Raw genomic sequence first — 17,643 nt, 5'->3', positions numbered from 1 at the left:
CAGAATGCGCCCCGAGCCAACCCGAGCGGGTGCCACGCGCACCCCCACAACAGAAGGAGACAGCGCATGAGTTCCGATTCCCATGGCCTGACACGCCGCCACCTGGTGGGCGCCGCCGGCGCGGCGCTGGGCCTGTCCGCCCTGCCCCTGGCCGCGCGCGCCCAGGCCTGGCAGCCCACGCAACCCATCACCATCCTCGTGGGCTTCGCGCCCGGCGGCTCGGCCGACCAGATCGCGCGCCAGCTCTCCTACGCGGCCAAGGACATCATCCCCGTGCCGGTGGTGGTGAACAACCGCGTGGGCGCGGCCGGCGCCATCGCCGCGCAGGCCACGGCCGACGCCAAGCCCGATGGCTACACCGTGTTCGTGGGCGGCGGCAGCGAGACCACCTCGGTCGGCCACTTCCGCCCGCTCAACTACGACTCGCGCAGCTCGTTCACGCCCGTCATCAAGGTCTCGCGCGCGCCCAGCATCCTGGCCGTGCGCGCCGACTCGCCCTTCGCCGACATGAAGGCCCTCATCGCCGAGGCGAAGAAGGGCGCGGAGAAGGTGTCCTACGGCTCCACCGGCGAAGGCGGCATCTTCCACGCCACCGGCATCGTGTTCGAGAAGACCGCCGGCCTGAAGCTGCTGCACGTGCCCTACCGAGGCGCGGCCGATTCCATGACCGCGCTGCTCGCGGGCCAGGTGGACAGCGCTTTCGGCGCCTATGAAGAAATGAAACCCATGATCGACGCGGGCCGCGTGCGACCGCTGGCGCTGTTCTCGCGCGCGCGCCTGCCGGCCCTGCCCAACGTGCCCACCATGACGGAACTGGGCGTGCCCGTGGCACTGGACAACATGAAGGGCCTGATGGCGCCCGCGAACCTGCCAGAGCCGATCAAGCGCTACCTGCACGACGCCTTCCACAAGGCCATGCAGACGCCGGGCTGGAAGGACTACGTCGCCAAGTCCGGCCTGACGCAGGACTACGCCGACGGCGCGGCCTTCCAGGCCGAAATCGTCTCGGCGGTGGACCTCATCGGCAAGGCCATCGGCAAATGAGTCGCGCGCCCGGTTCCTCTCTTGGCTTCATCGGCCTGGGCGCCATGGGCGCCGGCATGGCCGGCTGCCTGCTGCGCCAGGGCTACCCGCTCAAGGTCTTCGCGCGCGAGGCGCACGCCGTGCAGGCCCTGGTGGACCAGGGCGCGGTCGCGGGCACGTCCTCGGCCGATGTGGGCCGGGGCAGTGCCATCGTGTTCCTGAGCCTGCCCGACGACGCGGTGGTGCGCGAGGTGCTGTTCGGCGACGACGGCCTGGTGCACGGCCTGGCGGCGGGCAGCACCGTGGTCGACACCAGCACCGTCGCCGCCGCGTCGGCGCGCGAGTTCGCGGGCGCACTCGCGGCGCGCGGCATTGCCTTCGTCGACGCGCCCGTGAGCGGTGGCCAGCAGGGCGCGGCCGATGGCGTGCTGAGCTGCATGGTGGGCGGCGAGACCGCCGCCGTGGACGCCTGCCGCGAGGCCCTGGGCGCCTTCTGCAAGAGCGTGCTGCACGTGGGCGGCGTGGGCGCGGGCCAGGTGGTGAAGGCCTGCAACCAGGTGGCCGTGGCCGGCGCGCTGCTGGGCGTGGCCGACGCCATCGCCCTGGCGCAGGCCGAGGGCGTGGACCTGGCGCAGATGCGCGAGGCCCTGCTGGGCGGTGCCGCGCGCAGCTTCTCGCTGGAAAAACACGCGCCGCGCATCGCGGCGAAACAGTTCACGCCGGGCTTTCGCGCGGTGCTGATGCGCAAGGACCTGCGCCTGGCGCTGCAGGGCGCGCAAGGCACCGGTACCGTGCTGCCCACGGCCGCGCTGGCCGAGCAACTGCTCGACGCCCTGTGCGAGAGCGGCCGCGCCGACTGGGACTGGGCCGCGCTCGCGCTGCAGGTGCAGGCGCTCTCCGGCAAAGCCTTGCCCGAGCACCGCGAGTCCTCCGCCTCATGAACCCGATCGACGACGCGCCAGCCCCCCCCCGGTGGCTGCAGCGCGTGCTATGCCTCGACGATTTCGAAACCGAAGCGCGCCGCCACCTGCCGCGCCCCGTGTTCGGCTACGTGGCCGGCGCTGCCGAGACCAACCAGTCCTTCCGCGCCAACCGCGCGTCCTTCCAGGCCTGGGAGATGGTGCCGCGCGTGCTGGTGGACATCACGCCGCGCGACCTGGGCGTGGATCTGTTCGGCCGCCGCTGGGCCACGCCCTTCGGCGTCGCGCCCATGGGCCTGGCCGCGCTCTCGGCCTACCGTGGCGACCTCGTCATCGCCCAGGCCGCGCGGCGCGAGAACATTCCCTTCGTGCTCAGCGGCTCCTCGCTGATCCGGCTGGAAGAGGTGATCGCGGTGAACCCCGACGCCTGGTTCCAGGCCTACCTGCCGGGCGATGACGACGGCATCCTCGCGCTGCTGGACCGCGTGAAGGCGGCGGGCTTTCGCACGCTCGTGATCACGCTGGACACGCCCGCCGCCGCCAACCGCGAAAGCAACCTGCGCGCGGGCTTCACCATTCCCGTGCGGCCCGGCCCGCGCCTGGCCTGGCAGGGCATCACGCACCCGCGCTGGCTGTTCGGCACCTTCCTGCGCACGCTGGTGCAACACGGCATGCCGCACTTCGAGAACAGCTACGCCACGCGCGGCGCGCCCATCCTCTCACCCAACGTCGAACGCAACCTGTCCGACCGCGGCCACCTCAACTGGCGGCACCTGCAGATGATCCGCCGCGTGTGGGGTGGCGAGATCGTGGTGAAGGGCGTGCTCGATCCGCGCGATGCGCGGCGCGCGGCCGACGAGGGCATCAACGGCGTCATCGTGAGCAACCACGGCGGGCGCCAGCTCGACGGTGCCGCCGCGCCGCTGGCGGTGCTGCCGCGCATCGTCGAGGCCTGCCCCGACATTCCCGTGATGCTGGACAGCGGCGTGCGCCGCGGCAGCGACGTGCTCAAGGCCCTGGCCCTGGGCGCGCGCTTCGTCTTCGTCGGCCGCCCCTTCGCTTTCGCGGCCGCCGTGGCCGGTGAGGCCGGCGCGCTGCGCGCCATCGACCTGCTGCGCTCGGAGGTGTCCCGCAACATGGCCCTGATGGGCGTGCTGCGGCCCGACGAGCTGGACCCCAGCCACCTGATTCCCGCCCAAGGACACTGAACCATGCTCGGACTGCGCATCCTCCCCCTCACCCACCGCGTCGCGCCCGACCTCGTCGAGGCCTTTCGCGGCGTGCCCGTCGCCAACGTGAGCGACTGCATGACCCGCATGACCGCGGCCGGCGCGCGCCTGCGCCCGCTGAGCCGCGAGACGCGCCTGTCCGCGCCCGCCATCACCGTGAAGACACGGCCGGGCGACAACCTCATGATCCACAAGGCGCTGGAGATCGCGCGGCCGGGCGACGTGATCGTGGTGGACGGCGGGGGCGACCTCAGCAACGCACTGATCGGTGAGCTGATGACGACCTACGCCATCCAGCGCGGCATCGCCGGCTTCGTCATCAACGGCGCGATCCGCGACCTCGACGTGATCGGCGCGGGCGCCCTGCCCGTGTTCGCGGCGGGCGTGACGCACCGCGGCCCCTACAAGGACGGTCCGGGCGAGATCAACGTGCCCATCGCCATCGATGGCATGGTGATCCACCCGGGCGACCTGGTCATCGGCGACGCCGATGGCGTGCTGTGCGTGCCGCGGGACGAGGCGGCGGGCGTGCTGGAGGCCGCGCAGAAGAAGTCACAGGCCGAGCAGGTGACGCTGCGGCAGATCGCCGAGGGCCGGCTCGACACGGCCTGGATCGATCAGACGCTGGCGCGCATCGGGTTCAAGGCTTGAACATCTTCGGCTTGAAGGCGCCACAGACCATTGATATTGCTACGGTTTCCGCACAAACCGCAAAAATCGGAACATGTGCGGAAATCCCCGTTCCGCAGGGCCGCCCCACCCCTACAGCCGCACCCAGCGCATGCCCTCGCGGTGGCTGCGCAGCACGGCCTCGATGAAGGCCATGCCTTGCAGGCCATCGTCCAGCCCCGGCAGCGCCACGCCCGGCTCACCACGCCAGGCGCGCGCGAAATCACGGTAGAGCTGGGCAAAGGCCTCGAGATAGCCCTCGGGGTGGCCCGAGGGAATGCGGTGCGGTGTGGCGGTTGAGCCCGCTTGCGCGGGCACGCCACGGTACAGGCACTGCGAGGGCTGCCCCGGCCGCGTGAGCCACAGCTCCTCCGGCTTCTCCTGGTCGAACTGCAGCGAACCGGTGCTGCCGTACACGCGCAGCCGCAGGCCGTTGCGGCTGCCGCTGGCCACCTGGCTGGCCCACAGCATGCCGCGCGCGCCGCCTTCGTAGCGCAGCATCACCTGCACGTGGTCATCCAGCGCGCGGCCGGGGATGAAGGTGCTGAGTTCCGCCGCGAGTTCCTGCAGGCGCAGGCCGCTCACGTAGCCGGCCAGGTGGTAGGCGTGGGTGCCGATGTCGCCCAGCGCGCCGGCCGGGCCGGCCTGCGCCGGGTCGTTGCGCCACGCGGCCTGTTTGTTGCCCTGCTGTTCGATGGGCTCGCCCAGCCAGTCCTGCACGTACTCCACCTGCACGATGCGGATGTCGCCGATGGCGCCGTCGGCCACGAGTTCTCGCGCCTGGCGCACCATGGGGTAGCCGCTGTAGGTGTGCGTCAGCAGGAACAGCACACCGCGCTCGCGCACGCGCTGGGCCAGGGCCTCGGCCTCGGCGAGCGAGGTGGCGAGCGGCTTGTCGCAGATGACATGAATGCCCTGCTCCACGAAGGCGCGCGCCACCGGCACGTGCAGGTGGTTGGGCGTGACGATGGCGACCACGTCGATGCCGTCGGCGCGCTGCGCTTCGGTGCGCGCCATCTCGGCGTAGTCGGTGTAACTGCGATCGGGCGCGATGTGCAGCGCGGCGGCACTGGCGTGCGCGCGCTCGGGCGTGGACGAGAGCGCGCCGGCCACGAGTTCGAACTGGTCGTCGAGGCGCGCCGCGATGCGGTGCGCGGCGCCGATGAAGCTGCCCTCGCCACCGCCGACCATGCCCAGGCGGATGCGCCGTGTGCTGCGCTCGTCGCTCATCGGTTCAGGCCCAGCAAGGTGGACAGGGTCTTCTGGTCGCCCGCGCTCGCGGCGAAGTCGTCGAAAGCGCGGTCGGCCACGCGGATGATGTGCTCGCGAATGAAGGTGGCGCCTTCGCGCGCACCGTCCTCGGGGTGCTTGAGGCAGCACTCCCACTCGAGCACGGCCCAGCCCGGGTAGTCGTACTGGGCCATCTTCGAGAAGATGGCCTTGAAGTCCACCTGCCCATCGCCCAGCGAACGGAAGCGGCCCGCGCGGTCGATCCAGTTCGAGAAGCTGCCGTACACGCCCTGTTTGCCGTTGGGCCGGAACTCGGCGTCCTTCACATGGAAGGCGCGGATGCGCTCGTGGTAGTGGTCGATGAAGGCCAGGTAGTCGAGTTGCTGCAGCACGAAGTGGCTCGGGTCGTACAGGATGTTGGCGCGCGGGTGCTGGCCCACGGCGTCGAGGAAGCGCTCGAAGGTGACGCCGTCGTGCAGGTCCTCGCCGGGGTGCAGCTCGTAGCAGACGTCCACGCCCGCGTCGTCGAAGGCGTCGAGCACGGGGCGCCAGCGCTTGGCGAGTTCTTCGAAAGCCGCATCCACCAGACCGGGCGGGCGCTGCGGCCATGGGTAGAGATAGGGCCAGGCCAGCGCGCCCGAGAAGGACACGTGGGCCTTGAGGCCGAGCCGCTTCGAGGCCTTGGCCGCGAGCAGCAGTTGGTCGTGCGCCCACTGCGTGCGCGCGGCGGGGTTGCCGCGCACCTCGGGCGCCGCGAAGGCGTCGAACTGCAGGTCGTAGGCGGGGTGCACGCAGAGCAACTGGCCCTGCAGGTGGGTGGAGAGTTCGGTGACCTGCAGGCCGTGCGCGGCGAGCTGGCCCTTCAATTCGTCGCAGTACGCGTCGCTCTCGGCGGCGCGCTTGAGGTCGAAGATGGCCGCGTCGCTGGTGGGCATCTGCACCCCCTGGTAGCCCAGCGAAGCGGCCCAGCCGGCCAGGCCCTCCAGCGTGTTGAAGGGCGCGGCCGCGCCGATGAACTGGGCCAGGAAGATCCCGGGGCCTTGAATCGTTTTCATGCGGGTCCTCCTGGCGCGCGTTCAGAACGGCGAGTCGGGGAAGTAGAAGTCCTTGGCGTTCTGCTTGGTGATGAGCACCGAGGGCACGATGGTCGAGGCCGGCAGCTTCTCGCCCTTCTTGCGCGCCAGCGCGGTCATCTTGATGGCCTCGTAGAGGAACTTGGGCGAGTAGGACACGTTGGCCTGGATCAGCGGGTTGCTGCCGTCCATGAGGGTCTTCACCATCGACTTGGCGCCGGCGCCGCCGAAAACGATCTTGATGTCCTTGCGCTTGGCCTGCTCGATGGCGCGCAACACGCCGAAGGCCATGTCGTCGTCGGCGGCCCACACGGCGTCGATCTCCTTGAAGCGCGTGAGGAAGTCCTGCATCACCTTGAAGGCGTCGTCGCGGTTCCAGTTGCCGTGCTTGGCGTCGAGGATCTTGATGCCCGGGTGGTTCTTCATCACCGCGGTGAAGGCGTCCATGCGCTCGTTGTCGATGGTGGTGGGGATGCCGCGCAGCGCGACGATGTTGCCCTTGCCATTGAGGAACTTGGCCAGGTACTCGGCCGGCACCTTGCCGAAGGCGGTGTTGTCGCCGGAGACGTAGGCGTCTTGCGCACTGGTGTCGGTGAGGCCGCGGTCGACCACCGTGACGTACACGCCTTTGGCCTTCACCTGTTGCACCGGGCGCGTGAGCGCGGCGGATTCGAAGGGCAGGATGACGAGCGAATCGATCTTGGTGGCTGTGACCAGGTCTTGCAACTGGTTGGCCTGTTCGGGCGCGCCGCTGGCGGTCTTGATGGTGACCTTGATGGCCGGGTCTTTTTCGAGCTCCTTCTTGGCCTCGTTGGCCCAGTACACCAGGCCGGCGGCAAAGCTGTGGGTGGCGGCCGGGATGGCCACGCCCAGGTTCACCTTGTTCTGGGCCTGCGCCAGCAGCGGGCTGGCCAGGCCGATGGCGGCCACGGCGGCCAGCGCGTGCAGACGGATGCGGTTCTTCATGCTTGTCTCCTTGAGGGTGGTGGTGGTGACAGAAAAAGCAGGGCCTTGTTGCTAGCCCTAGGGACGCCGCCGCTGCATGAATGCGACGGCGATGATCACGAAGCCCTGCACCGCCGCGTTGAGGTACACGCTGATGATGCTGGTGAGGTTGAGGATGTTGCTGATGACCGAGAGCAGGATGGCGCCGATGACGGTGCCGCCGATGCTGCCGGCGCCGCCGCGCAAGGCCGTGCCACCCACGATGACGGCGGCGATGGCCTCCAGCTCCCACAGCAGGCCGGTGGTGGGCGAGGCCGAGCCCAGGCGCGGCACATAGAGCAGCGTGGCGATGCCCACGCACACGCCGAGCAGGGTGTAGGTGAGCACCTTGGTGCGGTCCACGTCCACCGCCGCGTAGCGCGCCACCTGCTCGTTGGAGCCGATGGCCTGCACGTAGCGGCCATAGGCGGTGCGGTTGAGCAGCAGCGCGCCGCCGATGGCCACGAGCGCGAAGACCCACACGGGGATGGGAACACCCAGCAGGCTGCCGTAGTAGACCGGGCCGTAGGCGTCGGCCAGATCGTTGTCGAGCGCGAGCGCGCCGCCGTCGGCGAAGTAGGTGAGGTAGGCGCGAAAAATGCCGAGCGTGCCCAGCGTGACGATGAAGGGCTCGATGCGCCCGCGCGTGATGAGCAGGCCGTGCGCCAGGCCAAACAGCGCGCCCAGCAGCACCGCAGTGGCCATGCCCACCACCACCAGTGCCACCGGCGGCCAGCCCAGCGGCACCAGCTTGTTCATCAACAGGATGGTGACGCCCGCGATGAGCGCGGCCATGGAGCCCACCGACAGGTCGATGCCGCCGGAGATGATGACGAAGCACATGCCCACGGCGATGATGCCAATGAAGGCCGTGCGCGTGAGCACGTTCAGTGCGTTGGGCAGGGTGGCGAATTCGCTGTTGAGCCAGGTGCCCACGACACACAGCAACACCAGGCCCAACAGCGGACCGAAGGACGGCAGGCGCCAGCGCGGCGACGCGGACGGTGGCGCGGCGGCGATGGGTTCAGTGCGTTCCGGTGGCATGGGCGATCAACTCCTGTTCGTTGAGGTGCTCGGCCGACAGCGTGGCCTGCAGGCGGCCCGCACGCATGACCGCCACGCGGTGGCACAGGCCGATGAGTTCCATGAGTTCGGACGAGATCACCACCACCGCGCGGCCCTCGTCGGCCAGGCGGCGGATGAGCGCGTAGATCTCGCGCTTGGCGCCGATGTCCACGCCGCGCGTGGGCTCGTCCAGCACCACCACGCGCGGGCCGGGGTGCAGCACCTTGGCCAGCGCCAGCTTCTGCTGGTTGCCGCCCGAGAGCGAGCCGGCGGGCACAGTGAGCGAGCCGGTGCGGATGCCGAAATCGCGCACGGCCTGCTCCAGCGCAGCGGCCTCGCTCGCGGGTTTGAGCCAGGGGTTCGCGTGGCGCTGCAGCGCCATGAGGGTGAGGTTCTCGCGCAGGCCGAAGCGCACGTGCAGGCCACGGCCCTTGCGGTCTTCGCTGAGGTAGGTGAGGCCGGCGTCGGCCGCCTCGCGCGGCGAGCGCGGACGCACCGCGCGGCCATCGATTTCCACCGCGCGCGCCGAGCGCTCGCGCAGGCCCAGCAGGCCCTCGAACAGTTCCGTGCGCCCCGCGCCCACCAGGCCCGCGAAGCCGAAGACCTCGCCCGCGCGCACCTCGAAGCTCACGTCCTCGGCCCAGCCCGGGACGCACAGGCCCTGCACCGAGAGCAGCACGGGCGCGTCGGCCGACACGGCGTGGCGCGGCGGGTAGAGGTCGGCCAGTTCGCGGCCCACCATCAGGTTAGCCATCTGCGCGCGCGTGATCGCGGCGGTGGGTTCGCGCGCCACGACGCGGCCATCGCGCATCACCACCACCTCGTCGGTCACGCGCTCCACCTCGTCGAGCTTGTGCGAGATGAAGACGACGGTGACGCCCTCGGCCTTGAGGCGCGCCATGAGCTCGAAAAGGCGACCGGTCTCGCTCGGCGTGAGCGTGGCGGTGGGCTCGTCCATGATGAGCACGCGCGCATGGCGCGACAGGGCCTTGGCGATCTCCACCAGTTGGCGCTCGGCCACGATGAGGTCGCGTACGCGCGTGTCGGGGTTCACCTTGTGCAGGCCCACCTCGTCGAGCACGGTGCGGGCGGTGGCGCGCATGGCGGTGTCGTCCAGCCACCAGCCGCGCCGCTTCTCGTGGCCCAGGAAGATGTTCTGCGCGACGGTGAGGTCCTCGGCCAGGTTGAACTCCTGGTGGATGAGCACGATGCCCTCGGCCTCGGCGGCGCGCGGGCCATCGAAGCGCACCAGGCGGGCGTTGACGAGCACGTCACCCTCGCTCGGCGCCTCGTAGCCGGCCAGGATCTTCATCAGCGTGGACTTGCCCGCGCCGTTCTCTCCCAGCAGGCCGACAATGCGGCCGGGCTCGAAAGCCAGGTCGACGCCGTGCAGCACCTGCACCGGGCCGAAGCGCTTGACGATGCCGTGCAGCTCGACGCGCACGCCGTTCATTCCACCTCCATCCGCCGCAGGCTTTCCTGCATGGCCAGCACGCCCGCGCCGATGAGCCCGGCGCGCTCGCCCAGCGGCGTGTACTGGATCTCCAGGTGCCGCGTGGAGAGCGCGAGCGAGCGGTGGTACACGCTTTGGCGCACGGCGGCCAGGAACAGCGGGCCCACGCGCGTGATGCCGCCGCCGATGAACACATGCGAGGGGTTGAAGAAGTTCACCACCGACGCGAGCATCTGCCCCACGTAGGCACCGGCGCGCTGCATCACCTGGTTGGCCGCCATGTCGCCCGCGCGGCTGGCCTCGGCCACGTCTTGCAGGCGCAGCGGGCCGCGCTCGGCGATGAGGCGCGCGAGCAGCGGGCTTTGCCCGGCCTCGGCCGCCTCGGTGGCCATGCGCGCAATGGCGGGGCCGGCGGCCATGGCCTCCACGCAGCCCAGGTTGCCGCAGTGGCAACGAGGGCCGTCGGGCACCACGCAGATGTGGCCCACGTCGCCCGCCGAGCCGTTGGCGCCGCGATAGACCTGCCCGTGGCAGACCACGCCGCAGCCGATGCCGGTGCCCACCTTCACCACCAGGAAGTTCTGCAGGCTGCGCTGCATGCGCCAGAGCTCGCCCAGCGCCATCACGTTGACGTCGTTGTCCACGAAGACGGGCGCGGCGAAGTCGGTGGCGATGTCGTCGCGGATGGAATAGGCGTCCCACTGCGGCATGAGCGGCGGGTTCACGAGTTGGCCGGTGTCGAAGTCCACCGGGCCGGGCAGGCCGATGCCGATGGCGATGACCTGGCGCGGCAACACGCCGCACTGCGCGAGCAGCTCGCGCATGAGCGCGCGGATGCGCGCGAGCACGGGCACGGGGCCATCGCGCACATCGGCGGGTTCGCTGTGGTGGGCGAGCACGCTGAGGTCGGGGCTGAGGATGCCGACTTCCAGGCCGGTGGCGCCGACGGCCACGCCGATGAGCACGCCCAGGCTGCGGCTCAGGCGCAGGGTTTCGGCGCGGCGCCCACCGGTGCTGGCGAGTTCGCCGGTGGGCTCCAGCAGGCCCTGTTCCAGCAGCTCGGCCACGGCGGCGTTGGCGCGGCTCTTGGAAAACGAGGATGCCGCGGCGAGCGCGTCGCGCGAGATCCCGCTCGCCCAGAACACGTGGTCGAGCAGCGTCTTTTCGCCGTTCTTGAGGCCTTTCCAGCTCACGTCTTGTCTCCTCTGCCGACGCCCGAGGAAGCCCGGGCGCGACATTGCGGTGGATGCTAGTGGGTCGAATTCGGCCCGGAAAGTCCGAACTTTGACCAAAACAAGGCCAAAGCGGGGTCAAGCCCGTGCGGGTATCGGGTCGATCGGATACTCGTGGTCTGCCCATGGACTCCAGCCACACCCCCTCCTTGCCCCCGGACGTGTCGGTCGTGGTGCTCTGCGCCGAGTGGTGCACGCAGTGCCGCGCCTTCCGCGAGGTGGCCGACAGCCTGCCCGCCGAGTCGCTGCGCTGGGTGGACATCGAGGACGAGGGGCTGGACGCGGACGAGTTGGAGATCACCGCGTTTCCGAGCGTGGCGATCCTGCGACCGGCGGGGGTGCTGCGTTACCTGGGGCCGGTGCGGGCGGACCTTGAGGGGTTTCTGGCGGCGGTGGGGCAACTGCACCGGTTGCCGGAGCGGGCGGTGCCGGAGACGCTTCGGGGTGTGCTGTCTCCTTGAGACTTCTGGCGAAGACCTCGCGAGGATCGGGCGCCAGGGCGCTCTGTTCCGCGAATGTCCCCCGGGCGGCTGCGCCGCCCTCCTCCTTTATTTCGCTACACAGAGCGCCCTGTCACCCGATCCGCCCACCCAGTGGCGCACCAACAGGTGTTGGCGGGCCTGGGCCTATGCGGCCCGAGGACACTGGGTGGCCTCGGGCCACCACCAACCCAGCAGCCCAACAAAACCTCACCCCACCAACCGCCCCAGCGTCTTCAATGCCGCGTCCAGTTGTTCCATCCGTGGATGCCCCACGTTCAAGCGCACGTGGTGGTGAAAGCGCCGGTCGGCCGAGAACAGCGGCCCCGGCGCCAGGCTGATGTGCCGCGCCAGCGCCGCCTGCTGCAAGGCCATGGCGTCCACCGATTCGGGCAGCTCCACCCACAAGAAATACCCACCCTCCGGCCGCGTGACGCGCGTGCCCTCGGGAAAGTGCTTCTCGATACCGCGCAGCGCGCGCTGCTGGCGCGCCGCCAATGCCGTGCGCAGTTGCCGCAGGTGCTTGTCGAACGCGCCGTGCTGCAGAAAATGCAGCACCGCCTGCTGCGCCGGAACCGACACACCCAGCGTACTCATGAACTTGAGCCGGTTCACCTGCGGCGCGAAACGCCCCGCCGACACCCAGCCCACCCGATACCCCGGCGCCAGCGATTTGGAGAACGAGCTGCAGTGCATCACGCCACCGCGCCGGTCCCAGGCCTTGGCCGGCAGCGGGCGCTGCGCGCCGAAGTACAGCTCGGCGTACACGTCGTCCTCGATCAGCGGCACCTCGTGGCGCGCCAGCAGCTCCACCATGGCCCGCTTGGCGTTCTCGGGCATGAGCGCGCCCAGCGGGTTCTGAAAGTTGGGCATGAACCAGCAGGCCTTCACCGGGTGGCGCTGCAGCACCTCGGCCAGCGAGTCGACCTGCACGCCGGTGCGCGGGTGCGTGGCCACCTCCACCGCCTTGAGCCGCAGCCGCTCCAGCGTCTGCAGGCAGCCGTAGAACGCGGGCGATTCGATGGCCACCACGTCGCCGGGCTGCGTCACCGCCTGCAGGCCGAGCGTGAGCGCCTCCATGGCGCCACTGGTGATGACGACCTCGTCCACGCCGATGTTCACGCCCTGCGCCACACCGCGCAGGGCGATCTGGCGGCGCAGCTCGGCGTTGCCGGGCGTGAGGTCTTCGAGCAGTTGGCGCGGGTCGAGCCGGCGCATGGCCGCGCCCATGCCGCGCGCCAGCCGGTCCAGCGGGAACAGCTCGGGCGAGGGAAAGGCCGAGCCCAGCGGCGCGACCTGGCGGTCGCGCACCGAGCCGAGCACGGCCTGCACCACGTCGTGGATGGCGACCTCGTGCGAACCCCGGACGGGGGTGGCACCACGCGGTTCCTCGCGCGGCGCGGGAACGGCTTTGACGAAGTAGCCGGCGCGCGGGCGCGCCTCGACCAGGCCGCGCGCTTCGAGGCGGTAGTAGGCCTCGAACACCGTGGCCGGGCTCAGGCCGCGGCTGGCCACGGTGTCGCGCACCGAGGGCAGGCGGTCACCGACGGCCAGGGTGCCGCTGGCGATGAGGGCCTCGATGTCGTTGGCGAGCGCTTCGTACTTGATGGTCACGGGTGATGGAACAAGGGCCGCTGATTCGGCTGATCCGGTCGATTTGAACGCAATCTGCCCCTACCGCCGGCCACCGGCCTGGCGCACAGTGCTGGGTGTGAGATTCCCAAGCCTTCCCCACCTGCTGCTGGCCGCCGCGCTCGCGCTGCCCGCCCTCGCCGCTCAGGCGGCCGACCCCTTGCCCACGGACCCGATGGCCCGCCGCATGCTGGCCTGCGTGGCCTGCCACGGCCAGGACGGCCGCGCCACCAACCAGGGCTACTTCCCGCGCATCGCGGGCAAGCCCGCGGGCTACCTCTACAACCAGCTCCTGCACTTCCGGGACGGCCGGCGCATCAACGCCACGATGACCCACCTGGTCGAGCACATGTCCGACGCCTACCTGCGCGACATCGCCGGCTACTTCGCGGGGCTGGACCTGCCCTACCCCGCGCCGCAGACCACGGGCGCGCCGCCGGAGGTGCTGGCGCGCGGCGAACAACTGGTGCGCGTGGGCGATGCGGCGCTGGGCGTGCCGGCCTGCGCCGCGTGCCACGGGGCGGCCATGACGGGCATCCAGCCCGCCATGCCCGGCCTGCTGGGCCTGCCGCGCGACTACCTGCTGGGCCAGTTCGGCGCCTGGCGCAACGGCCTGCGCAAGGCCAGCGCGCCCGACTGCATGGGCGAGATCGCCCGCCGCCTGAGCCCGCAAGACGTGAGCGCGATGGCGGTGTGGCTGTCGTCGCAGCCGGTCACGGGTGGGCCCGCGCCCGCCAGCGCCGCGCCCGATCCCTGGCCGATGCGCTGCGGCAGTGCGGAGGTGCTGAAATGACTCGGCGCACCCCCCTCATCGCCGCCGCACTGCTGCTGGGCCTGGTGGCCGCAGCGGCCGTGTGGGTGCGGCACGCCACCCAGCTGGTGCCCGTGGAGCCCGGCCCGAACGTGAAGCACACCGCCGAACTCGTGGAACGCGGGGCGTACCTGGCGCGAGCAGGCAACTGTGCGGCCTGCCACACGGAACGCGGCGGCGCGGCCTACGCAGGCGGCAAGGGCATCGACACGCCCTTCGGTACGGTGTACGCGTCCAACCTCACGCCCGACGCCGAGACCGGCATCGGCCGCTGGACCGCGGACGACTTCTGGCGCGCGCTGCACCACGGCCAGTCGCGCGACGGGCGCCTGCTCTACCCCGCCTTCCCCTACCCCGACTACGCCCGCGTGACGCGCGATGACAGCGACGCGCTGCACGCCTTCCTGATGAGCCTGCCGCCCGTGCGCGAGCCCAACCGCACGCACACCCTGCGCTTTCCCTACGACACACAGGCCGCGCTGGTGGCCTGGCGCACCCTGTTCTTCTCGCCCGAGCCGTACCGCCCGGACACCACGCAGCCGGCCGAATGGAACCGTGGCGCCTACCTGACGCTGGGCCTGGGCCACTGCATGGCCTGCCACGCGCCACGCAACGCCTTGGGCGCCACCGCGAACGAGCCCGACTTCAGCGGCGGCCAGATCCCCATGCAAGGCTGGTACGCGCCCTCTCTGGCCTCGCCGAAGGAGGCCGGCGTGCAGGACTGGCCGCTGGACGAGGTGGTGCGCCTGCTGCGCGACGGCCACGGCGAGCGCGGCGCGACGATGGGGCCGATGGCCGAGGTGGTGGCGGGCAGCACCAGCCACCTGAACGAAGCCGACCTGCGCGCGATGGGGCTGTACCTGCAGTCGCTGCCCGTGGTGGAGCCGCCTGCGCCCGACACCGAGACCGCCGAGCCTCAGGCGCTGGCGCTGGGCCAGCGCCTGTACGCGGCCAAGTGCGCGCAGTGCCACGGCGAGAACGGCGTCAGCAGCGAGCCCGAATTCCCCTCGCTGGCGGGACACCGCACGGTGACCATGGCCTCGAGCGCGAACCTGGTGCGCGTGATCATCGGCGGCGGCTTCCCACCCACCACAGCCGGCAACCCCGCCCCCTTCGGCATGCCGCCGTTCGGGCAGGAGCTGTCGGACGCTGAGATCGCGGCGCTGGCGAGCTACGTGCGCGGCGCCTGGGGCCACATGGCCTCGCGCGTGCTGCCGCTGGAAGTGCAGAAGATCCGCTGATCCCCGGTGCAGCGCGATTCGCGCAGGAAGCGCGGCAGGTCCCAGCCCGCACCCAGCAGCACCATGCGCGTGTGGAAGTCCTCCAGGGTCGCCGTGTCGACCTCGGTGCCCAGCCAGTGCAGGGCCTTGTCGCGCAGCGAGACGAAGCCCAGCGGGTGCCGGCGCGCCAGCGCGCGCCACAGCGCGTGCGCGCCGGGCGACTGGCGCGGCCCGCTGATGAGGCAGAGGCCAGCGTCCAGCGCCCAGCCGTAGACTGCGCTGGCCACGCCGCGCCGCCGGTAGGCCGGTGCGTAGCGCGAGTGCGGGCCGCGCAGCACGCGGTCGGCGCGCCGGTCGAGTTCGATCAGGCGGTTGAACACGGTGAAGCCGGCGAGGCGGTCCAGTGTGGTGTCCTGCACGTAGACGTAGTGCTCGCCGTCAGCCTCGCGGTGGCGCAGCACCAGGCCGGGCAGTCCCGAAGACAGCGTGGCACAGCGGTGCAAGGCGTCGCCCGGCGTGCGCAGCCGCCGCTGCAGGCGGCGCAGGTCGGCATCCACGGCCTCGGCGGGCAGTTCCACGTCGATGCGCAGTTCCATGGGGGTGCGATTCCAGGGCGGCCACAGGGAGCCCGTTGGAGCGACGAGCGCAGACACGCTCAGGCCTCCATGACCGGTTCGACCCAGCAACCGCTCAGGAGATCGGCGGGTCGCGCCGACGCGCTCACGCGCGCGCTGCTGGCCCAGTCCTCACGCTGTACGCACAGGCCGGCGTACACGCCGTAGCCGGCGCCAGCGGTGATCTCGCCCCCGGCGCTCAGGCTTTCGCCGGCGCGGATCGCGCCGCGCGCGGTGATGGGGCCACCGGCCCTGATGCCCCAGCCAGCGTCGAGGTGCGCGCCGCAATCGATCGTGCCGTCCACCAGCACGCCGTCAACGGCGCGCACGCTGGCGCCGGTGCGCAAGGTGTCGCGCACACGCAGGCTGCGGCCCACGCGCACCTCGCCATCCACCACCAGCACGCCGCCCACGCTGGCCTGCGCGCCCACGTCCAGATCGCGGCGGCACACCAACTCGCGCGCGCAGCGCAACTGGCCACCCACGCGTACCGCGCCGTCCGCCGTCACCGACGTGGCCTGCAGATCGCCACCGGCGTCGATGGACACGGCCTCGATGGCGCCGCCGGCCACGATGGCCTCGCCCGCCACCACGTCGCGCCCGGCCCGGATGGCGCCCCCCGCGCGAATGCCGCGGCCCGCGCGCACGAGGGTGCCGGCGTCGATGTCGCCGCGCACCTCGATCGCGCCCGCGAACACGATGGCCTCGCACGAGAGCGAGTCGAGCCGCAGCACGGCATGCGTGGGGCCGAACTGCGCGAGCAGCCAGCAGGCGTCCTCCACGCGGCCATCGGCCACCAGAGCGTCGAGCACCGGCTGGTAGTCGTTGCCTTGTGGGTGGTGGCGCAGGAACCAGCGAAAGCCGTCCGCGCAGGGGTTCTTGGCCTTCACGAAGCCTTTGGAGAGTTCCATCGCGCTCACCCCCGCCAACCGATCGCCCGCGCGATCCACGACCACCAAGGCCCACGCGGCAGCGGCACCACCAGCGCGTCGGCGCCTTGCGCCGCGAAGGCTTGCACGCGCGTGCGCGCGGCGCCCAGCGACCAGGGCCGCCAGCGGTGGCCGATCAGCACCAGCCCGGGCCGCACGGCCTGCACGTGCTGGTGCATGCGCTCGTTGACGTCGCCCATCAGCACAGCGAACGCCATGTCGCAGCCGGCCGCGCGCAGGGGTGCGGACACCACGTCCAGCGCCTGGAAGGCCTGCACGCGCAACTGGCGGAACACGTGGTCGAACACCGTCATCTCGACGGCGTCGCGCACGTCGGGCGGCGGTGCCGTGGTCTGCAGTACATGCACCAGTTGCACGGTGCGCCCCTGGGCGAACACGCGCGCCCAGTGCATCAGCTCACGCTCCACCGGCGTGGTGCGGGCGAAGCAAGACAGCAGGGTGGCATCGGGCTCGTCCGCGCCGTGCACCACCCACAGCGGTCCCTGGCCCTCGCGCAGCAGCACCGACAGGAGGTCGGGGCCCAGGCGCGGGCGTTCGGGCCGTTCGTTGGCGTCCAACAGGCAGGTAAGGCTGGCCGCGCGGGACAGGCGCAGGAGTTCGCGGCGCCCGCGAACCTCGTGCGCGACCACCTCCACGTCGATGGCGTGCTGGCGGCGCACGAAGCGCGCGCGCTGCGCCAGCCGCGCCAGCGGATTCACCAGCCCCGTGGGACGCTCGCCCGCGTAGTACGCGAGCCGCACGCCCGCGCCCATGGCCTTGGCAATGCGCGCCACCTTGCCGAGGTGGTCGCCGGTCAACGCCGACAGCGTGGTCAACACCAGCAGCCACGGCGGCGCGGGGGGATCGTGCGCTCGTGTGTACGCAGGCGAGCTGCTTGACTCGCGCAGGGGTACACCGTCCCAGGCGATGAGAGAGGAAAATTTCATGACAGTGCTCCACCGCACGCCGCGATCCGCAGCGCACGAAACGGCCGAACCCAAAGGGGGTCTCCTCGTTTTCAGTGCAATAAGTGACGGTACGAAAAGCTAGCACTGGCGCGGAGGTGGTGTTGGTAGATCG

17 protein-coding genes are annotated in these 17,643 nt (G+C 71.1%); 7 read left to right on the top strand and 10 right to left on the bottom strand.

Annotated features, from left to right (window positions below):
• Positions 1 to 66 precede the first annotated feature (66 nt).
• Genes BN948_RS07795 through BN948_RS07780 form a run of 4 tightly spaced genes read left to right on the top strand, consistent with a single transcriptional unit; the run spans position 67 to position 3,823 of the window.
• The gene (locus tag BN948_RS07795; RefSeq protein ID WP_035621073.1) at positions 67 to 1,044 is read left to right on the top strand and encodes a Bug family tripartite tricarboxylate transporter substrate binding protein; all 978 of its coding nucleotides are present in this window, start codon (positions 67 to 69) and stop codon (positions 1,042 to 1,044) included.
• Complete coding sequence (locus BN948_RS07790) at positions 1,041 to 1,964, top strand: NAD(P)-dependent oxidoreductase (RefSeq protein WP_009518136.1); 924 nt, start codon at positions 1,041 to 1,043, stop codon at positions 1,962 to 1,964. Before BN948_RS07795 ends, BN948_RS07790 begins: the two co-directional genes overlap by 4 nt.
• The gene (locus BN948_RS07785) at positions 1,961 to 3,151 is read left to right on the top strand and encodes an alpha-hydroxy acid oxidase (RefSeq protein WP_009518137.1); all 1,191 of its coding nucleotides are present in this window, start codon (positions 1,961 to 1,963) and stop codon (positions 3,149 to 3,151) included. Before BN948_RS07790 ends, BN948_RS07785 begins: the two co-directional genes overlap by 4 nt.
• Before the next feature lie 3 nt (positions 3,152 to 3,154).
• A complete protein-coding gene (locus BN948_RS07780; RefSeq protein ID WP_009518138.1) occupies positions 3,155 to 3,823 on the top strand; it encodes an RraA family protein in 669 nt (222 codons plus the stop codon).
• A gap of 111 nt (positions 3,824 to 3,934) precedes the next feature.
• On the opposite strand, the gene BN948_RS07775 is transcribed toward BN948_RS07780, so the two are convergent.
• From BN948_RS07775 to BN948_RS07750, 6 genes are read right to left on the bottom strand one after another with little or no spacing between them, the layout of a single operon-like run.
• On the bottom strand, positions 3,935 to 5,071 hold the full coding sequence (locus tag BN948_RS07775) for a Gfo/Idh/MocA family protein (RefSeq protein WP_009518139.1): 1,137 nt from the start codon (positions 5,069 to 5,071) through the stop codon (positions 3,935 to 3,937).
• The gene (locus BN948_RS07770; protein WP_009518140.1) at positions 5,068 to 6,126 is read right to left on the bottom strand and encodes a sugar phosphate isomerase/epimerase family protein; all 1,059 of its coding nucleotides are present in this window, start codon (positions 6,124 to 6,126) and stop codon (positions 5,068 to 5,070) included. The genes BN948_RS07775 and BN948_RS07770 overlap by 4 nt, the downstream gene beginning before the upstream one ends.
• Before the next feature lie 21 nt (positions 6,127 to 6,147).
• Positions 6,148 to 7,110, bottom strand: a complete 963-nt coding sequence (locus BN948_RS07765; RefSeq protein ID WP_009518141.1) for a substrate-binding domain-containing protein — start codon at positions 7,108 to 7,110, stop codon at positions 6,148 to 6,150.
• 57 nt (positions 7,111 to 7,167) lie between these two features.
• Entirely contained in the window at positions 7,168 to 8,172 is a 1,005-nt protein-coding gene (locus tag BN948_RS07760) for an ABC transporter permease (protein WP_009518142.1), read from the bottom strand.
• Entirely contained in the window at positions 8,153 to 9,646 is a 1,494-nt protein-coding gene (locus tag BN948_RS07755) for a sugar ABC transporter ATP-binding protein (RefSeq protein ID WP_009518143.1), read from the bottom strand. Before BN948_RS07755 ends, BN948_RS07760 begins: the two co-directional genes overlap by 20 nt.
• On the bottom strand, positions 9,643 to 10,839 hold the full coding sequence (locus tag BN948_RS07750; protein ID WP_009518144.1) for an ROK family transcriptional regulator: 1,197 nt from the start codon (positions 10,837 to 10,839) through the stop codon (positions 9,643 to 9,645). Before BN948_RS07750 ends, BN948_RS07755 begins: the two co-directional genes overlap by 4 nt.
• Positions 10,840 to 11,003: 164 nt before the next feature.
• On the opposite strand from BN948_RS07750, the gene BN948_RS07745 reads away from it, so the two are divergent.
• The gene (locus BN948_RS07745) at positions 11,004 to 11,339 is read left to right on the top strand and encodes a thioredoxin domain-containing protein (protein ID WP_009518145.1); all 336 of its coding nucleotides are present in this window, start codon (positions 11,004 to 11,006) and stop codon (positions 11,337 to 11,339) included.
• Between the two features lie 228 nt (positions 11,340 to 11,567).
• On the opposite strand, the gene BN948_RS07740 is transcribed toward BN948_RS07745, so the two are convergent.
• A complete protein-coding gene (locus BN948_RS07740; protein ID WP_009518146.1) occupies positions 11,568 to 12,971 on the bottom strand; it encodes an aminotransferase-like domain-containing protein in 1,404 nt (467 codons plus the stop codon).
• Positions 12,972 to 13,059: 88 nt separating this feature from the next.
• Between BN948_RS07740 and BN948_RS07735 the strand changes: the two genes are divergently transcribed.
• Positions 13,060 to 13,782 carry a c-type cytochrome gene (locus BN948_RS07735; RefSeq protein ID WP_009518147.1) on the top strand — a complete coding sequence of 241 codons (723 nt, stop codon included), beginning with the start codon at positions 13,060 to 13,062 and terminating at the stop codon, positions 13,780 to 13,782.
• A complete protein-coding gene (locus BN948_RS07730) occupies positions 13,779 to 15,041 on the top strand; it encodes a c-type cytochrome (RefSeq protein ID WP_009518148.1) in 1,263 nt (420 codons plus the stop codon). Before BN948_RS07735 ends, BN948_RS07730 begins: the two co-directional genes overlap by 4 nt.
• Here the strand turns inward: BN948_RS07730 and BN948_RS07725 are convergent.
• From BN948_RS07725 to BN948_RS07715, 3 genes are read right to left on the bottom strand one after another with little or no spacing between them, the layout of a single operon-like run.
• Positions 14,972 to 15,616 (bottom strand): hypothetical protein, encoded by a 645-nt coding sequence (locus BN948_RS07725; RefSeq protein ID WP_009518150.1) that lies wholly within the window; start codon positions 15,614 to 15,616, stop codon positions 14,972 to 14,974. The genes BN948_RS07730 and BN948_RS07725 overlap by 70 nt on opposite strands.
• A gap of 59 nt (positions 15,617 to 15,675) precedes the next feature.
• Positions 15,676 to 16,545, bottom strand: a complete 870-nt coding sequence (locus BN948_RS07720; protein WP_009518151.1) for a hypothetical protein — start codon at positions 16,543 to 16,545, stop codon at positions 15,676 to 15,678.
• Between the two features lie 5 nt (positions 16,546 to 16,550).
• On the bottom strand, positions 16,551 to 17,510 hold the full coding sequence (locus BN948_RS07715; RefSeq protein ID WP_009518152.1) for a hypothetical protein: 960 nt from the start codon (positions 17,508 to 17,510) through the stop codon (positions 16,551 to 16,553).
• Positions 17,511 to 17,643: the final 133 nt, after the last annotated feature.

The organism is Hydrogenophaga intermedia, from assembly GCF_000723405.1.
Taxonomy (GTDB): Bacteria; Pseudomonadota; Gammaproteobacteria; order Burkholderiales; family Burkholderiaceae_C; genus Hydrogenophaga; species Hydrogenophaga intermedia.
This window is presented reverse-complemented; position numbering and strand designations above follow the sequence as displayed.

Bases quoted from the DNA above. Each gene is read 5' to 3' on its own strand.
- BN948_RS07745 (WP_009518145.1), top strand. From the start codon at position 11,004: ATGGACTCCAGCCACACCCCCTCCTTGCCCCCGGACGTGTCGGTCGTG.
- BN948_RS07785 (WP_009518137.1), top strand. From the start codon at position 1,961: ATGAACCCGATCGACGACGCGCCAGCCCCCCCCCGGTGGCTGCAGCGC.
- BN948_RS07755 (WP_009518143.1), bottom strand. From the start codon at position 9,646: ATGAACGGCGTGCGCGTCGAGCTGCACGGCATCGTCAAGCGCTTCGGC.
- BN948_RS07770 (WP_009518140.1), bottom strand. From the start codon at position 6,126: ATGAAAACGATTCAAGGCCCCGGGATCTTCCTGGCCCAGTTCATCGGC.
- BN948_RS07780 (WP_009518138.1), top strand. From the start codon at position 3,155: ATGCTCGGACTGCGCATCCTCCCCCTCACCCACCGCGTCGCGCCCGAC.
- BN948_RS07760 (WP_009518142.1), bottom strand. From the start codon at position 8,172: ATGCCACCGGAACGCACTGAACCCATCGCCGCCGCGCCACCGTCCGCG.
- BN948_RS07730 (WP_009518148.1), top strand. From the start codon at position 13,779: ATGACTCGGCGCACCCCCCTCATCGCCGCCGCACTGCTGCTGGGCCTG.
- BN948_RS07720 (WP_009518151.1), bottom strand. From the start codon at position 16,545: ATGGAACTCTCCAAAGGCTTCGTGAAGGCCAAGAACCCCTGCGCGGAC.
- BN948_RS07725 (WP_009518150.1), bottom strand. From the start codon at position 15,616: ATGGAACTGCGCATCGACGTGGAACTGCCCGCCGAGGCCGTGGATGCC.
- BN948_RS07795 (WP_035621073.1), top strand. From the start codon at position 67: ATGAGTTCCGATTCCCATGGCCTGACACGCCGCCACCTGGTGGGCGCC.
- BN948_RS07715 (WP_009518152.1), bottom strand. From the start codon at position 17,510: ATGAAATTTTCCTCTCTCATCGCCTGGGACGGTGTACCCCTGCGCGAG.
- BN948_RS07765 (WP_009518141.1), bottom strand. From the start codon at position 7,110: ATGAAGAACCGCATCCGTCTGCACGCGCTGGCCGCCGTGGCCGCCATC.
- BN948_RS07775 (WP_009518139.1), bottom strand. From the start codon at position 5,071: ATGAGCGACGAGCGCAGCACACGGCGCATCCGCCTGGGCATGGTCGGC.
- BN948_RS07790 (WP_009518136.1), top strand. From the start codon at position 1,041: ATGAGTCGCGCGCCCGGTTCCTCTCTTGGCTTCATCGGCCTGGGCGCC.